Annotated in this window: 14 protein-coding genes; 1 reads left to right on the top strand and 13 read right to left on the bottom strand. The window is 68.9% G+C overall.

All coding sequences use genetic code 11. The features are described 5' to 3' along the window. Positions 1-37 precede the first annotated feature (37 nt). Complete coding sequence (locus tag ACU4E7_RS05215; RefSeq protein WP_447020883.1) at positions 38-1,579, bottom strand: malonate--CoA ligase; 1,542 nt, start codon at positions 1,577-1,579, stop codon at positions 38-40. A gap of 9 nt (positions 1,580-1,588) precedes the next feature. Continuing rightward, a complete protein-coding gene (locus ACU4E7_RS05210; protein ID WP_447020882.1) occupies positions 1,589-2,968 on the bottom strand; it encodes a malonyl-CoA decarboxylase in 1,380 nt (459 codons plus the stop codon). A 225-nt stretch (positions 2,969-3,193) separates the two neighbouring features. On the opposite strand from ACU4E7_RS05210, the gene ACU4E7_RS05205 reads away from it, so the two are divergent. Beyond that, a complete protein-coding gene (locus ACU4E7_RS05205; RefSeq protein WP_447020881.1) occupies positions 3,194-3,868 on the top strand; it encodes a GntR family transcriptional regulator in 675 nt (224 codons plus the stop codon). Positions 3,869-3,948: 80 nt separating this feature from the next. Here ACU4E7_RS05205 and ACU4E7_RS05200 read toward each other — a convergent pair whose 3' ends face one another. The 11 genes from ACU4E7_RS05200 to ACU4E7_RS05150 form a co-directional block, all read right to left on the bottom strand. Further along, entirely contained in the window at positions 3,949-4,938 is a 990-nt protein-coding gene (locus tag ACU4E7_RS05200) for an amidohydrolase family protein (protein ID WP_238123443.1), read from the bottom strand. A 2-nt stretch (positions 4,939-4,940) separates the two neighbouring features. Further along, on the bottom strand, positions 4,941-6,449 hold the full coding sequence (locus tag ACU4E7_RS05195; RefSeq protein ID WP_447020880.1) for an aldehyde dehydrogenase: 1,509 nt from the start codon (positions 6,447-6,449) through the stop codon (positions 4,941-4,943). Between the two features lie 35 nt (positions 6,450-6,484). Then, entirely contained in the window at positions 6,485-8,188 is a 1,704-nt protein-coding gene (locus ACU4E7_RS05190; protein WP_447020879.1) for a thiamine pyrophosphate-requiring protein, read from the bottom strand. Between the two features lie 93 nt (positions 8,189-8,281). Beyond that, positions 8,282-9,283 carry an ABC transporter substrate-binding protein gene (locus tag ACU4E7_RS05185; protein WP_447020878.1) on the bottom strand — a complete coding sequence of 334 codons (1,002 nt, stop codon included), beginning with the start codon at positions 9,281-9,283 and terminating at the stop codon, positions 8,282-8,284. Positions 9,284-9,359: 76 nt separating this feature from the next. Next, on the bottom strand, positions 9,360-10,214 hold the full coding sequence (locus ACU4E7_RS05180; RefSeq protein WP_238123161.1) for an ABC transporter permease: 855 nt from the start codon (positions 10,212-10,214) through the stop codon (positions 9,360-9,362). After that, the gene (locus ACU4E7_RS05175) at positions 10,201-11,064 is read right to left on the bottom strand and encodes an ABC transporter ATP-binding protein (protein ID WP_447020877.1); all 864 of its coding nucleotides are present in this window, start codon (positions 11,062-11,064) and stop codon (positions 10,201-10,203) included. Before ACU4E7_RS05175 ends, ACU4E7_RS05180 begins: the two co-directional genes overlap by 14 nt. A 131-nt stretch (positions 11,065-11,195) precedes the next feature. Continuing rightward, positions 11,196-12,617, bottom strand: coding sequence for an amidase (locus ACU4E7_RS05170; protein ID WP_447020876.1), 1,422 nt, complete (start codon positions 12,615-12,617; stop codon positions 11,196-11,198). Continuing rightward, on the bottom strand, positions 12,614-12,889 hold the full coding sequence (locus ACU4E7_RS05165) for a hypothetical protein (RefSeq protein WP_447020875.1): 276 nt from the start codon (positions 12,887-12,889) through the stop codon (positions 12,614-12,616). Before ACU4E7_RS05165 ends, ACU4E7_RS05170 begins: the two co-directional genes overlap by 4 nt. 13 nt (positions 12,890-12,902) lie before the next feature. Continuing rightward, positions 12,903-13,607, bottom strand: a complete 705-nt coding sequence (locus ACU4E7_RS05160) for an ABC transporter ATP-binding protein (RefSeq protein ID WP_238123165.1) — start codon at positions 13,605-13,607, stop codon at positions 12,903-12,905. Further along, positions 13,600-14,355 (bottom strand): ABC transporter ATP-binding protein, encoded by a 756-nt coding sequence (locus tag ACU4E7_RS05155; protein ID WP_447020874.1) that lies wholly within the window; start codon positions 14,353-14,355, stop codon positions 13,600-13,602. The genes ACU4E7_RS05160 and ACU4E7_RS05155 overlap by 8 nt, the downstream gene beginning before the upstream one ends. A gap of 89 nt (positions 14,356-14,444) precedes the next feature. Next, positions 14,445-15,698, bottom strand: coding sequence for an ABC transporter substrate-binding protein (locus tag ACU4E7_RS05150; RefSeq protein ID WP_447020873.1), 1,254 nt, complete (start codon positions 15,696-15,698; stop codon positions 14,445-14,447). Positions 15,699-15,729 lie beyond the last annotated feature (31 nt).

Raw genomic sequence — 15,729 nt, 5'->3', positions numbered from 1 at the left:
ATCCGGGGCTCAGGCCGTTCGCGTCAGGCGAGCGAATTCACGCGACGTTGCGATAGATGTCCTTGTAGGTGTCGCGCAAGATGTTCTTCTGCACCTTGCCCATGGTGTTGCGCGGCAGCTCGGGCACGAAGAACACCTTCTTGGGCAGCTTGAACTTGGCGAGCTTGCCGTCGAGGGCGCCGTGGATGGCCTCCTCGGTGAGGCTGGCGCCGGGCTTTGCCACCACCACGGCGGTGACGCCCTCGCCGAAGTCCGGGTGGGTGACGCCGATCACCGCGCTTTCGAGCACGCCGGGGATGGCGTCGATCTCGCTCTCCACTTCCTTCGGATAGACGTTGAAGCCGCCGGTGATCACGAGATCCTTGCCGCGGCCGACGATGTGCACATAGCCGGCGCCGTCGATCTTGCCGAGATCGCCGGTGATGAAATAGCCGTCGTGGAATTCGGAGGCGGTCTTCTCCGGCATCCGCCAATAGCCCTTGAACACGTTGGGGCCCTTCACCTCGATCATGCCGATCTCATCGGCGCCGAGGATGCGGCCGCTTTCGGGGTCGCTGACCCGCACGCTGATGCCGGGCAAGGGAAAGCCCACGGTGCCGGCGATGCGGGCGCCATCATAGGGGTTGGAGGTGTTCATGCCGGTCTCGGTCATGCCGTAGCGTTCCAGGATGGCATGGCCGGTGCGGGTCTCGAAGGCGCGGTGGGTCTCGGCCAGCAGCGGCGCCGAGCCGGAAACGAACAGCCGCATGTGGGCGGTGGCCTCGCGGGTGAGGCCGGGATTGTCCAGCAGGCGGGTGTAGAAGGTGGGCACGCCCATCATCACCGTGGGGCGATGGTCGCTCCAGCCCATCATGGCGAGGGCCTCGCCCGCATCGAACTTCGGGCAGAAGATCATGGAGGCGCCGGACAAAAGGATGATGTTGGACGCCACGAACAGCCCGTGGGTGTGGAAGATGGGCAGCGCGTGGATCAAGACGTCATCGCCGGTGAAGCGCCAGTCATCGCGCAGCACCGCGGCGTTGGAGAGCAGGTTCTCGTGGGAGAGCATGGCCCCCTTGGCGCGGCCGGTGGTGCCGGAGGTGTAGAGGATGCCGGCGAGATCCTCCGGGCCCCGTTCCACATCCTCGAAGGCTTCCGGCTGGCCGGCGGCGGCCTCGGTGAGCGAGCCGACCCCGTCGGCGCCGAGGGTCTCGACGCAGGGCACCTTCACCTTGTCCGCCAGCGCCCTGGCCTCGGCGAGGATCTGCGGCCGGCAGACGAACACGGTCGGCTGCGCGTCGGAGAGGAAATAGTCCACCTCGTTCAAGGTGTAAGCGGTGTTGAGCGGCAGATAGACAGCGCCCGCGCGCACCGCGGCAAGATAGAGCGCCAGCGCCGGCCAGGACTTGTCCACCTGCACCGCCACCCGGTCCCCCGGCTTCACGCCGCGCGCCACCAGCAGGTTGGCGAGGCGCCCGGACAGGGCCAGGGCATCGGCATAGGTCTCGATGCCGCCATCGGGATGGATCACCAGCGCCTTGTCCATGGCGGGAATGGCATCACGGAAGGCGCGGAACAGGTGGTTGCGGCTTGGGGTCATGGATCTGGCTCAGTTGGTGGTGACGAGGGCGCGCGGGGCCCCCTCTTGGCGCAGGATGTCTTGGCGCAGGAGCTTCTTGACGGGGGCGCTGGCGACCACGTCGCCCTTGGCGGCGAAGGCCTCGTGGTTCTTCTCGATATCGGCCAGCACGTAGCGATAGTTCACCATCAGCCCGGCGGCCTGGCTGAGGCCCTTGGGGGAGAGATCGCCCATGGGATTGATGCGCTCCAGCCGCGCCCCGTTGCCCAGGTGAAAGCGCGCCACCGGATCCAGCGGCTTGCCCTTGGGGGTCTTGGCGGTGAGGTAATAGGCCGCCGCCGCCGCGCTCAGCACCGGCGCCAGGGTGGCGCGGGTCTCCTCGTTCTTGGCCCAGTCGGGCGCGTCGAGCCCCTTCAGAGCGTCCACATCAGCGGGGGAGAGCACATTGGGCGCCCGCCGTTCCGTCTCCAGCCAGGCGCGGAAGCCCGGGGCCGGGGAGAGGGTGACGAAGGTGGTGAGCCAGGGCATCTCGCGGGAGATCTCCTCCACCACCTGCTTGATCAGGAAGTTGCCGAAGGAGACGCCGGCCAGCCCTCGCTGGCAGTTGGAGATGGAATAGAACACCGCGGTGGTGGCTTTTGCCGGATCGAGCACCGCGCGTTTCTGGTCGAGAATGGGGGCGATGGCGTCGGGGCTGTCCTTCACCAGGGCCACTTCCACGAAGATCAGCGGCTCGTCCACCAGGGCCGGGTGGAAGAAGGCGTAGCAATGGCGGTCCGGGCTGTCGACCCGGGCGCGCAGGTCATCCCAGTCGCGGATTTCGTGCACCGCCTCGTAGCGGATGATCTTTTCCAGCACGTTGGCGGGGGTGGACCAGTCGATGCGGCGCAGCACGAGAAAGCCCCGGTTGAACCAGGAAGAGAACAGGTGGCCGAAGTCGCGGTCGACGGCGGCAAGGTCACGGCGATGCACCAGGGCATCCATGAGCGCCTCGCGCATGCGCACCAGTTTCAGCGTGGCGCCGGGGGCCATGTTGAGGCGGCGCACCAGTTCCTGGCGGCGCGGCTCGGAGGCGGCATGGAGGCTGGCGCAGGCGGCCTCCGACCCGGTGCGCTGGAAGGCATCGATGGCGGCTTCCAGCCGCGGCCGGTCGACGCCGAAGGTCTCGGCCAAGGCCTCGAAGAACGCGATGCGCTCGCCGGTCTTCATGCGGCCGTAGCGCTCGAGGATCTCGGTGGCGAGCGCGACGCCCGAGGCCTCGCCCTTGCCGGAGAGCAATTCCTCGCAGCGCTCCACCAGGGATGCGGCGCGCGGCGCCCCGCCATTGCGCCCGGAGCGCTCCAGCAGCGCGCGGCCACGCTCCGCGATGGAGGTGAGCAGGTCGCCGAAAAAGGAGGTGTTCGCACTCATCTCGTCGCCTCTGGTGCCGTCCGCCGACCTTCGACTTTCGGATTGGCACGATACTGAAGCGCGAGGTGCATGCGCTGTCAACAATCAAGTATGCAAGATTTTTCAGCTTGCATTTTCGTGAGCGCTCGCATTGCTATGGGGAAGCGGCCCACATGCGTCGGCGCGCTGGCGGTCGGTGCGCTGGCATCGAGGCGCGGGCGCTTGCGTTCGGGCAGGAGGTGTGGCGTGCGGGGAGAGCAGACCCCCAAGCTGAGGGAAGCGCTGGAAGATGACATCATCTCCGGCCGATTCCGCCCGGGGCAGCGGCTGGACGAGGCCAGTCTCGCCGAGCGCTTCGGCGTGTCGCGCACGCCCATCCGCGAGGCGCTGAACCAGCTGTCCGCATCGGGCCTGGTCGAGATCAAGCCGCGCCGGGGCGCCTTCGTGCTGCTGCTGGGGCCGCGCGAGCTGATGGAATCCTTCGAGCTGATGGCGGAGCTGGAAGCCGCCTGCGCGCGCCTCGCCGCCCAGCGCATGGGCACGGCCGACCGCAAGGCCATCACGGCCGCCCACGCCGACTGTGAAGCGGCGGCCGCGGCCGGTGACGACAGTGCCTATTACGAGGCCAACACCCGCTTCCACGGGGCCATCTATGCCGCAACCGGCAACCGGGTGCTGGCGGCGGAAACGGCGCGCCTGCAACGGGCGCTCCAACCCTATCGGCGCCTCCAGCTGAAGGTGCCGCGGCGCATGGATTCCTCATTCTCCGAGCACGGCGGCATCCTGGAGGCGCTGCTGACGGGCGATGGCGCGGCCGCCGAGCAGCGGCTGCGCGATCACGTGCTGATTCAGGGCGAGCGCTTCATGTCGCTGCTGGCGGTGCTGCAGGCGGAAACCGAGGGTCTCGACCGCGCCGGCTGATCGTCGCCCGGGTCGCATCCGGGCGGGCCCCCGCGCGCCGCTGGACGCCGGGCCGCACCCGGCGTCCAGCAACGGGCCGCTCAGGCTTCGCCGAGCAGCATCAGGGCGTTGCGGGCGCCGATCTCGTCGCGCTCCGCCGGGCTCAGCCCCTCCACCGCCGCCAGGCTGTCGAGGGGGGTCTCGTCGCCCATGTCGAACGGCGCATCGGTGCCGAGGCACACGTGGCCGGCGCCCACCACATCCACCAGGTAGCGCAGCGCCTGCGCATCGAACACGACGGTGTCGAAATAGAGCGAGCGCAGCAGTTCCTTGGGCGAGGTGGTGGTGGCCACGCGCGGCTCCTCGCGCACCTTCTGGCCGTGCACCAGGCGGCCAATCTGGTAGGGCAGATAGCCGCCGCCGTGGGCCGCCAGCATCTTCAGGCCCTTGAGCTCATCGAGCGCGCCGGAAAAGATGAGATTGGCGATGGCCACCGTGGTGTCGAACGGATTGCCGGCGAGATTGGTGAGGTAATAGTCCTCCAGCCCCGCCTTCGAGCCCACATAATAGGGGTGGATGAACACCAGGACGTCGAGGTCCCGCGCCCGGCGCAGGAACGGGCGGAAGCGGGGATCGGCCAGCTGCACGCCCTCGATGGTGGTGCCGATCTCCACCGCCTTGAAGCCATGCTCGCGCACCGCCCGTTCCAGCTCGGCGATGGCCAGCTCGGGGTGCTGCATGGGCACGCTCGCCATGCCGCGCAGCCGGTCCGGCGCCGCCGCCACGAATTCGGCGATGCCGTCGTTCACCAGCCGCGCCGCGCGGGCCGCCAGCTCCACGCTCGCCCAGTAATAGAACATGGGCGGCGCGGTGCAGACCACCGACATGTCGAGGCCCTTGCGGTCCATGGCGGCGAGCTTGGCCGCCGGGTCCACGAACTCGTCGAACAGCGGGTAGACATAGCCCTGCTGATGGCGCATCCGGCGGTTGCCGTCGGCGCCCTCCACCTGGGCGGCGAACCCCTCCGTGTCGGCCTCGATCGCCGCCACGATGCTGCGGGGAATGGCGTGGCTGTGCAGGTCGATACGCATGCTCACGAATACCTCTTCTCGACATTGTCATCGGCGTACCAGTCGAACGGCGCGTCGGTGAGGTTGACGATGACGTTCTGGATCTGGGTGTATTCCTCGTAGGCCACGCGGCCGTTCTCCCGGCCGATGCCGCTCATCTTGAAGCCGCCCCAGGGCGAGGCCGGATCGATGCGGTGGTGGTCGTTGATCCAGACGATGCCCGCCTCCAGCCGGTGGGTGACGCGATGGGCGCGGGCGAGATCGCGGGTCCACACCGACATGGCGAGGCCGAATTCGGTGCCGTTGGCGAGGGCCACCGCCTCCTCCTCGGTCTCGAACGGCAGCACGCACACCACCGGCCCGAAGATCTCCTCCTGGGCGATGCGCATGGTGTTGGTGACGTCGGTGAAGATGGTGGGCCGATAGAAGAAGCCGCAGTCGAACGCGGGGCCTTCCGGCCGCGCCCCGCCGGTGGCGAGGGTGGCCCCTTCCTCCAGGCCGATCCGCACATAGTGCTCGGTCAGGTCGCGCTGGCGGGCCGAGACCAGCGGCCCCATCTGGGTGGCGGGGTCCTGCGGATCGCCGATGCGGATAGCCTCGGCGCGGGCCACCAGGCGTGTCACCACCGCATCATGGATGGAGCGGTGCACCAGCAGACGGGCGCCCTGCACGCAGGTCTGGCCAGTGGCGATGAAGGAGGCGAACAGAGCGGCGGACACCGCCCGGTCCACATCGGTATCGGGGAACACGATCACCGAGGCCTTGCCACCCAGCTCCGCCGCCACCCGGGTGAGGTTGCGGCCGGCCAGGGCGGCCACCTCCTGCCCGGTCTTGGTGCCGCCGGTGAGGTCGATCTTGCGCACCGCCGGATGGGTGGTGAGGGCCAGGCCCGCGGTGGCGCCGAAGCCCGGCACCACGTTGTACACCCCATCGGGAACGCCGGCTTCCTTGAACACCTCCGCCAGCAGCAGCGGGGTGATGGGGGCCAGCTCCGAGGGCTTCACCACCATTGTGTTGCCCGCCGCCATGGAGGGCGCCACCTTCTTGGTGAGGATCAGCAGCGGGTGGTTCCAGGGCGTCACATGCCCCACCACCCCCAGCGGCACCCGGCGGGTGTAGTTGAGATAGCCGGCGCCGAACGGGGGCACCGTGTCCTCATGGGTGCGGGCGAGGGCGCCGAAATAGGAATACCATTCCGGCAGGCGGGCGAGCTGGGCGGTCATCTCGCGGCGCGGTCGGCCGATCTGGTCCACCTCGATGCCGACGATCTCGGGCATCCGGCGGGCCAGGATCTCCGCCGCCTTGTGCATGATGTCGCCACGGGCCGCGCCGGACAGGCCCGACCAGATGGGAAACGCGGCTTCCGCCGCCGCCACCGCGCGGTCGATGTCGGCCTTGTCGCCCTCGGCCACGCGCCCCACCAGGGCGCCGTTCTTGGGATTGCGGACCTCCAGCACGCGGCCGGAAAGTGCGGGGGTGAACTGTCCGCCGATATAGAGGCCGAGGGGCTCGGCGCCAGCGGTTGAGATCATGATGCGCTCCTGTCGTTTCACCGTCGCGGCGCCGCTCACAGCGGCTTCTGCGCGGCTTCCGTCATGATGTTGACCACCGCGCTGCGGCCCGACCGCACCGCCGCCAGCGCCTCCTGCAGGGCTGGCTCCACGTCGTCCATGCGGGTCACCCGGCGTCCGAAGGCGCCACAGGCCTCGGCGAGGGTCTCGAAGGCCGGTGACTGGGGCAGCAGGCTGCCCACGTGGCCGAAGGTGTCCTGGGCGCCGCCGGCGAAGTCATGCCGTGTCGCCAGCACCACCGAGTTGTAGCTCTCGTTGTTGAGGATGATGATCAGCAGCGGCAGGCCATTCTCCCGCGCCGCCCAGAGGGCCGGCGTGGGGGCGCCGAACATGAAGGCGCCGTCGCCCACCACGCTCACCACCAGCCGCTCCGGATCGCCGAGTCGGGCACCGAGCGAGGCCCCCAGCGCCCAGCCGAGATACGAGCCGCCATTGCGGTAGTAGCCGCCTTCGGCATTGGGCTCGAAGCCATAGGCGAAGGGATTGCCGGAGGTCACCGCCTCCTCGATCACCATGGCCTCGGGGGCAAGGCGCGACAGGATGGCGCCCACTTCCATGGGCGAGATGGCGCCGCCGGCCAGGGCCGCGGCGCGGCGGCGGGCGCGCTCCGCCATCATGGTCGCGTGGCGGGCCGCCAGGGCGGCGCGGCGGGGGGCGATGCGCGGATCGTCGCTGCGGGCGCGGGCGGCGGTGAGCAGCGCCTCAAGGGCGGCCGGCACATGGACCGCATGCACCGCATCGGTGGGAAAGCCCCAGGTGGTCCAGCGCTGCTGGATGGGGTCGTTGCCCATGTGGATGAGGCGCACGTCGTCCCGCAGCTTGAGGTCGGCGGGCACGAACGGCACATCATGATCGATGATCAGCACCACGTCGGCGTCCACCACCTGCTGCTCCGGATTGAAGCCGAGGTGCTGGGGGTGATCGAGGGGCGCGTTGAAGCGGCCGCGATACTCGCTGATGCCGCTGCCGGTGCGTTCCGCCAGCTCCACGAAGGCGGCGCGGGTGGCCGGGGTGCGGCCGGCGTAAGCGGTGAGCAGCAGGGGAAATTCGGCCGCGAGCAGCGCCTCGACGATGGCCTCGGCCTCGGCGGCGGACAAGGTGCCCTGCGGCACCGCGCGGATGCGCTGCGGCCCCATGAGGCCGGAGGCCTCCACCTCGCTCATGAGGGTTTCGCGCGGGAAGGCGAGATAGACCGGGCCGGGCGGCTCGCTGTTGGCGATCTGGAAGGCGCGGTCCACCGCCGGGCCGACGGCCGCCGGCAGGGACACGGTCTGCGTCCACTTGGTGTAGTTGCGCACCAGCGCGTGCTGGTCCGGCACGTCCTGGTGCCAGTTGATGAATTTGGAGCGCCCCCCGGGCACGGCGGAATCGAGCGCCGAGGGCGACATGCCGGCGCACAGGATGAGCGGGATCTGCGAGGCGCGGGCGTCGTTGAGGGCGCCGGCGGCATTGGCGGTGCCCACGTCCACGTGGACCAGCGCCACCTGCGCCCGCCCGGTGGTGAGGTAGGCGCCCTGGGCGGCGGTGCAGGCGATCACCTCATGGGGGCAGGTGACGAGCCGGGGCAGCTTGACCTGTTCATGGGTGAGGCGGGCATAGGCCTCCTGCAGCGCCGGTGTGTCCGTGCCGGGATTGATGAAGATGGCGTCCACATCGTGGAGCGCCAAGCCGCGCAGAAACCACTCGGCCACTGTCGCCATGATCGGTCCTCTTGTCCGTCGTGTCCGCTTGCGCGGAGCCGGAGGAGGGAGGCGCGGGCCCGCCGCGTCTCCCGGGGTTTCAGGGCGGGGCGCCTATTTGAGGTTCGGCGGCTGGTAGCCCTGCTGCAGGGAGAAATCGACCGCGGCCTTGAGGTCGATGGGCTTGGAGATGATCTTCCACTTGAGAAGATCGTCCTCGGTCAGCTTGAGAAAGCTCTCGGGCACGGTGCTGTGGTCCCAGCCGGCCTTGGCATAGCCGAGCATGGCCGCCTCCACCGAGGTCTTGGCCCGCTGCGCCAGCACCGCCGCCGCCTTGTCGGGATCGGTGCGGATGATGTTGAGCGCGGCCAGATGCGCCCACACCACCTTCTTGGCTTCCTCGGGGTGGGCCTTGATGAAGTTCTCGTTCAGCACCAGGGCGTTGCGGTAGATCTCGCCATTCGCGAACACCTCCCGCCAGTCCCACAGCAGCTTGGCCTGGCCCTTGGCCACCATCTGCGAGGCATAGGGCTCGTAGACGTAATAGGCGTCGATATCGGCGCGATCGAGGGCGATGCCCGCCTCGGGCGGGGGCACCTGGATGAAGCGCACCGCCTTGGGGTCGATACCGTGGGCGGGCAGGATGTGTTCGGCGGCCAGCAGGTGCATGGTGTCCATCTGGCGGACGATGCCGAACTTGGTGATGTCCTTGGCGGAGCCGAGGTCCTTGCGCGCCACCACGGTGGCGGAGCCGTAGGACGAGGCGGCGGCGATGACGATGGGCAGGCCGCGCGCCCGGTAGGTCAGCGCCGTGGCGATCTGGGTATAGGCGGCGTCCCAGTCACCGGTCTGCAGCACCTGGCTCACCCGCTGTGAGGAGCCGCTGTCGAAGATGGGATCGAGCCCATAGGCGGCCCAGATGCCGAGCTCCTGGTCGAGGAACGGCATCAGATGGTCCCAGCCGGGGTAGCCGGCGAAGATCCGCGGGCGATAGGCGTCCGCCGCCTGCGCGGTGGCCACGCCACCGGTGAGGGCGACCACAGCGGCGACCGCCGCGGCGAGGACGCTGCGGCGTCCCACGCCTGTTTTCTTCACGTGCTGTTCGCTCACGTGCATGTCGGTTCTCCACTGGAGGGTTGGAAGGACGTTGCTTTTGCTTTTGGAGAGGGATCCCAGACCAGGAGGCGGCGCGCTAATCAGCCCGGCGCATGCCCCAGCGGCCGATGGTGCGGCGTTCCAGCCAGTCGAAGAACACGGTTTCCACCAGCAGGCCCACCACGCCGATGATGACCATGCCGCCGATCACCAGATCCGGCCGCAGCTGCCAGCGGGCGTTGTCGATCATGAAGCCGAGGCCGTCGGTGGCGGCCAGGATCTCGGCGGAGATGATGACCCGCCAGCCGGTGCCGTAGCCGAGCCGCAGGCCGGTGAGGATGAACGGCATGGCCGCCGGCACCACCACCCGCCGGAAGGCGCGCGCGGGCTTGGTGCCGAACACCTTGATGACGCGCAGATACTGCTCGTCGATGGCGCTCACCCCGGCCGCCGTATTGACGATGATGGGGAACACGGCGGTGATGAAGATGGCGAAGATGATGGACTTGAAGCCGAGGCCGAACCACAGGATGGCCAGCGGCACCCAGGCCACGCCGGGGATGGGATAGATCAGCCGGATGGTGGTCTGCAGCGCGCTCTGCGCCCAGCGCGACCAGCCGAGCCACAGGCCCAGCGGCAAGCCGATGACCACCGAGGCGATGTAGCCCACCAGCTGCCGCTCCAGGCTCTGGCTCACGTTCCAGACGAGGTTGCCGTCGAGGAACGCATCCTGAAGCGCCGCCATCACCGCCCCGGGGGTGGGCAGCAGGTGGCTGGGATAGAGGCCGCTGGAGGCGGCCAGGTGCCAGATCAGCACCAGCACCACCAGGAAGGCATAGCCGGCGGCGGCATGGGCGAAGCGCAGGCTGCGGGGGCCGCGCAGGCGATCCATGATGCTGCGCGGCGCGGCGCCGCTGGACGTGGTGGGGGCGGTGGCCTCAGTGCCCGGCATGGTCTCTGGCCTTCTGTGCCGCTGTGCGCGCGGGCGCGGTCTCGTCGTCCCGCCCGAGGATATCCGCCAGGCCGCGATAGGCCTCGTGGTGGCCGATGCCCATCTCCTCGCTGAGCGCGGCGCGGACCGTGCTCACCAGTTCCAGGTAGCGCGGCGAGGTCACATCACGGGGGCGGGGCAGGCCGGTCTCCACCACCAGCTTCATGCGGCCGGGGCGGGAGGTCATGACGACGATGCGGTCGGCCAGTTGCACCGCCTCGTCGATATTGTGGGTGACGAACAGCACGGTCTTGCCCAGCGCTTCCCAGATGGACAGGAGCTCGTCCTGCAGCTGGGCGCGGGTGAAGGCATCGAGGGCGGCGAAGGGTTCATCCATCAGCAGCACCCGCGGGTTGACCGCCAAAGCGCGGGCGATGGAGACCCGTTGGCGCATGCCGCCGGACAATTGCTTGGGGTAGGAGCGGGCGAACTTGTCGAGCCCCATCACCTTGAGGATGGCGTGGGCGCGCTCCAGCCGCTCGGCCACCGCCCAGCCCTGGGATTCAAGCCCGAACGCCACGTTCTCGGCTACGCTCATCCAGGGGAACAGCGCATAATCCTGGAACACATAGGCCCGCTCGGGTCCCGGCCCGGTGACGCGGCGGCCATCCACCAGCACCTCGCCACTGGTCTGCTTCAGCAGGCCGGCGACGATGTTGAGCGCCGTGGTTTTGCCGCAGCCGGAGGGGCCGAGCAGACAGATGAATTCGCCGGAGCGGATATCAAGGGAGAAATCCTGAAGGGCAACGACGTGGCCATTGCCTGCAGGGCCGTATATCTTATTTAGATGGCGGATCTCGACACGAGACACGATCGCCTCCTCTTCGGAGTAATATTCATGTCTTATCTTTTACTCACACATCTATTCAGTATGAGTCAACGATTCTATTTATATTTATTATCGTCGAGTCTGCTTTCTGCAAACAGAGGGGTCGATGCGCCTCAGGGCGCGCCGTAGCCGGGCGGCGGGGCGCGGTGGAAGGGGGTGACGCGCTGGTAGGCATCGGCCGCCCGCAGCAGCGCGGCTTCGCCGAACGGGCGGCCCACCAGCTGGAACGAGGCGGGCAGCCCGTTGTGCGCGAAGCCGCACGGCACGGCCACCGACGGCAGGCCGAGATAATTGATGGCGCGGGTGCAGTGGGTGACGCGGCCGAGCGCTGCCGCCACCGCTTCCGCGCTGCCTTCGGTGGTGGCGGCGATGGAGGGCACCGCCACCGGCAGGGTGGGAATGTGCACCATATCGGCTTCGCCCATGGCGGTGGCCAGCCAGTCGGCGGTGAGCGGGCCGCGCAGGCTCACCGCTTCCACATAGCGGGTGGCCGGATAGGCGAGGCCGGGGGCGATGCGGGACAGCACCTGGGCGCCGTAATCGTCGGGTCGTTCCTCAATCCAGCGGCGATGCAGGGTGGCGGCTTCCACCGCCATCATCAGCTGCATGGCGCTGTTGATGGCGGCCATGTCGCGCACCGCGGTGCGCACGATGCGGGCACCGCGCTCGGCCAGCACCTTCAGGCTGTCGTCCAGCAGGGCGAGGATGTCGGCATCGGCCGCCTCGCGATAATAGGGCTCGGGCACGGCGATGGAGAGGCCCTTGAGGTCGCCGCTCAGGCCGGCCTCATAGTCACGCCGGGGGGCCAGCACGGTGGAGCCGTCACGCGGGCTGGGGCCGGCGATCACGCTCAGCAGCCGTGCCGCGTCGCGGGCGCTGCGGCACAAGGGGCCGATGCTGTCGAGAGAGGGCGCGAGCGGCATGGCGCCGGCCAACGGCACCAGCCCGTGGGTGGGCTTCACGCCGGTGATGCCGCACATGGCGGCCGGATGGCGGATGGAGCCGCCGGTATCCGACCCCAGCGCCGCCGGCACCAGCCGCGCCGCCACCGCTGCGCCCGAGCCGGAGGAGGAGCCGCCGGAGCAGTAATCGGGATTCCAGGGGTTGCGACCGTGCCCGTAATGCGCGTTCAGCCCGGTGGGCGAAAGGGCGAATTCAGCCAGCTGCAGCCGGCCGAGATCAATGGCGCCGGCGCTGTCGAGCCGCTCCAGCACCACGGCGGTTTCGTCGGGCACGAAATCGCGGCGGATGAGGGAGCCGCCGGCGCAGGGGCGCCCGGCCCGATACAGCAGGTCCTTGTGGGCCATGGGCACGCCGGCCAGGGGGCCGAGGGGCTCGCCGCGGGCGCGGGCGAGATCGGTGGCGCGGGCACGGGCCAGGGCGCCCTCGGGATCGAGGCTCACCACGGCATTGAGGGCCGGCCCATAGGCGGCCAGCCGCTCCAGGGCGGCGCTGGTGGCGGTTTCGGCCGACAGGGAGCCATCGGCGATGGCGTCGGCGGTCTCCACCACGCCCAGCTCGAACAGCGCGCTCATGGCTGACGGCTCCGCTCGTCCAATGGCTTTTCGGCATCGCTGCGCGCAGCGAAATAGAGGGTCTGCAGGCTCCAGGGCGTGCACGCCATGTTCAGCCGCTCATCGGCGGCGGTGCGCACCGCGGCGTTGATGGCCTGGGCCACCTGCGCCGCCGCCGCCAGGCGGGCCGGATCGAGGGGGGTGGCGTTCAGATCGCGGGCGACCGCCGCGAGCACCGCGCCGGGCGCGGCTTCGGGGGTGCCGGATGGGTTGTCGGATGGGTTATTGGTCATGGGGCGCCTTTCCTCAGCACACGCCGAGATGACGGTTGAGACGGCCGGGATCGTGGGCGACGCTCTGCGCGTCCGCCTCGTAGACGACGCGGCCACCTTCCAGAACGGTGACCTGATCGGCCACCGCCAAGGCGCTGAACAGGTTCTGCTCCACCAGCAGGATGGAGAGCCCGGCGGCCTTCAGCTCCAGGATGATGGATTCCAGATGCTGCACCATCACCGGGGCGAGCCCCTCGGAGGGCTCGTCCATCAGGATCAGCTCCGGGTCGATCATCAGCGCCCGGGCGGCCGCCAGCATCTGCCGCTCGCCGCCGGAGAGCTGGTTGCCATAATGGTCGCGCCGCTCGGCCAGGCGCGGAAACAGCTCGAAGGCCTTGGCCACGGTCCAGCCGGTGGTGACGCTGGCCGGCTTCAGCACCGTGAGATGCTCGGTGACCGTGAGCGAAGGAAACAGCCGCCGGCCCTGGGGCACGATGGCGATGCCGCGGCGGGCGATCTCGTTGGAGGGGCGCCCGCGCAGGCTCTCCCCCTTGAAGGTGATGTCGCCGGCGCGCACCTGCGGCGGCGTGAGGTTCATGATGGAGCGGATCAGCGTGGTCTTGCCCATGCCGTTGCGGCCGAGCAGGGCCCGCACCTCGCCCTTGGCCACCGACAGGCTGACCCCGTGCAGCACATGGGCATCGCCGTAGAAACTGTGGATCTCGCGAACGTCAAGCATGGGGTCTTGCCTTGCCGAGATAGACGTCCTGGACGTCCTGGTTGGTGCGGATCTCGCTCGGCGGCGCCTCGACGAGCAGATGCCCGTTGTTCAGCACGGTCACGAAGTCCACCAGTTGCAGCACCAGGTCCATGTCGTGCTCGATGAGCACCAGGGTCAGGTCGCGGGGCAGGGCGCGGATGATGTCGGAAACGATCACACGCTCGGCGGGCGAGAGCCCGGCCGCCGGCTCGTCCAGCAGCAGCAGCTTGGGCGCCGTCACCAGCGCCATGGCCATCTCCAGCTGGCGCTGCTCGCCATAGGACATTTCGCGCACCGCCACGCCGCGCCGCTCATGCAGCCGCGAGAGGGAGAAGGCGCGTTCGGCCCGGGCCCGCTCGTCGGCGCTCAGCGTGTTGTCGCCCAACAGCGAGAACTTGCGTGGCGACAGGCCGCGCAGGGCCAGCAGCATGTTCTCTTCCACGGTGAGCTGGGGAAACAGGTTGGTGATTTGGAAGGTGCGGCTCATGCCCAGCGCCGTGCGGGCATGCACCGGCGTGCGGGTAACGTCGGCCCCGGCGAAGCGCACCGCGCCGGAGGCCGGCCGGACAATGCCGGTGATGACGTTGAACAGGGTGGTCTTGCCGGCGCCATTGGGGCCGATGATCGCCCGCCGCTCGCCGGTCTTCACGCGGATGGACACATCGTCCACCGCCTTCAGGCCGCCGAACTGGACGGTGACGCGATCGAGTTCGAGTAGCTCGCTCACTGCCGCTCCTGCTTCATCGCCGCACTGCCTCATCCCTTGTCGCGAGGGGCGCCCGCCGGTGCCGCTGGCCGCGGCGGGCGCCCGGGCGCTCAGCCCTTCTTGATGCCCTGGAAGGCGCGCGAATACGGCGGCTGCTGCATGTAGGTCGCCGGGTCATATTTCCAGAACTGCGAGACGTTGGGGTAGCTCTCGATCGGGACGTTCCAGTATTTGCCGTCCTTGTTCTTCTCTACCTTGCGGATATAGACGTCGTAGATGGGGTTGCCGAAGTCATCGAGCCGCACCGGCTTCCCGAGGGGCGAGCCTTCCAGCGTGGTCTTCATCACCGAGGCGAGGAAGGCGGCGCGGTCGGCGGTCTGCCCCTTCAGCGGCACCAGCGCTTCCGACACCCACATGGCGCCCGAATACATGGAGAAGCCGTAGAGCGAAGGCAGCTTGCCGAACTTGGCGGTGTAGTCGGCCACGAATTTCTCGGTCACCGGGTTGGTGGAGCCCTCGGCGAAGTGGGCGGCGGAGACGATGCCGTCCACCTCCGGGCCCATGGTGCGGATCACCGACTGGTCGGTGAGGTTCATGGCGCCCAGCATGGGCACGCTGCCCTTGAGGCCGAAGTTCGCATATTGCTGCATGAGGCGGGCGGCGTCGGCGCCGGTCTCCATGGCGAACACGCAATCGACGCCGAGGCCGGCGATCTGGCCCAGATAGGGGCTGAAGTCGGAGGTGTTGAGCGGATGCCAGAACTGGCCCGCCACCTGGCCGCCGCCCTCGGTGAAGGTCTGGCAGAAGCCGCCGCACTGCTCATGGCCGAAGGTGTAGTCCTGGCTGATGGTGGCCACCTTCTTGTAGCCCTGCTTCAGCGCCCAGTCGGCCAGCGGCCGCGGGAACTGGCTGGCGGTGTAGCCGGCCACGCGGATCACGTTGGGAATGCGGTTGCGCTGGGTGAGGTCGTCGGCGGCGATGATGGGAATGAAGTAGGGCGTGCCGTTGCCCTTCACATAATTGGCCACCGCAAGGCCGGTGTTGGCGAGCAGGTTGCCGAACAGGAAATCCACATTGGCCTGTTCCACCAGCCGCCGCGCCTTCTGCAGGGCGGTGTCCGGGTTGGAGGCGTCGTCCTCCACCAGAACCTCCACCTTGCGCCCGGCGATCTCGTTGCCGTGGGCGGCGAAATACATGTTGAAGCCGTCCACCATCTCGCGCCCGCCGGCCGCCACCACGCCGGTGAGCGGCGCCATGAGGCCGATCTTGATGGGGGTCGCCTGGGCGCGCGCCACATAGGGGCTGGCGACCAGGCTGGTGGTGGTGAGGGCGGCGGTCGCCTTCAGGAAAGTTCTGCGATCCATGTCCCACTCCTTCTGGTTTGTTCTCGAAGGT

The organism is Xanthobacter sp. ZOL 2024 (assembly GCF_052932325.1).
This window is presented reverse-complemented; position numbering and strand designations above follow the sequence as displayed.

Bases quoted from the DNA above. Each gene is read 5' to 3' on its own strand.
- ACU4E7_RS05215 (WP_447020883.1), bottom strand. From the start codon at position 1,579: ATGACCCCAAGCCGCAACCACCTGTTCCGCGCCTTCCGTGATGCCATT.
- ACU4E7_RS05210 (WP_447020882.1), bottom strand. From the start codon at position 2,968: ATGAGTGCGAACACCTCCTTTTTCGGCGACCTGCTCACCTCCATCGCG.
- ACU4E7_RS05200 (WP_238123443.1), bottom strand. From the start codon at position 4,938: ATGCGTATCGACCTGCACAGCCACGCCATTCCCCGCAGCATCGTGGCG.
- ACU4E7_RS05195 (WP_447020880.1), bottom strand. From the start codon at position 6,449: ATGATCTCAACCGCTGGCGCCGAGCCCCTCGGCCTCTATATCGGCGGA.
- ACU4E7_RS05190 (WP_447020879.1), bottom strand. From the start codon at position 8,188: ATGGCGACAGTGGCCGAGTGGTTTCTGCGCGGCTTGGCGCTCCACGAT.
- ACU4E7_RS05185 (WP_447020878.1), bottom strand. From the start codon at position 9,283: ATGCACGTGAGCGAACAGCACGTGAAGAAAACAGGCGTGGGACGCCGC.
- ACU4E7_RS05180 (WP_238123161.1), bottom strand. From the start codon at position 10,214: ATGCCGGGCACTGAGGCCACCGCCCCCACCACGTCCAGCGGCGCCGCG.
- ACU4E7_RS05170 (WP_447020876.1), bottom strand. From the start codon at position 12,617: ATGAGCGCGCTGTTCGAGCTGGGCGTGGTGGAGACCGCCGACGCCATC.
- ACU4E7_RS05165 (WP_447020875.1), bottom strand. From the start codon at position 12,889: ATGACCAATAACCCATCCGACAACCCATCCGGCACCCCCGAAGCCGCG.
- ACU4E7_RS05160 (WP_238123165.1), bottom strand. From the start codon at position 13,607: ATGCTTGACGTTCGCGAGATCCACAGTTTCTACGGCGATGCCCATGTG.
- ACU4E7_RS05150 (WP_447020873.1), bottom strand. From the start codon at position 15,698: ATGGATCGCAGAACTTTCCTGAAGGCGACCGCCGCCCTCACCACCACC.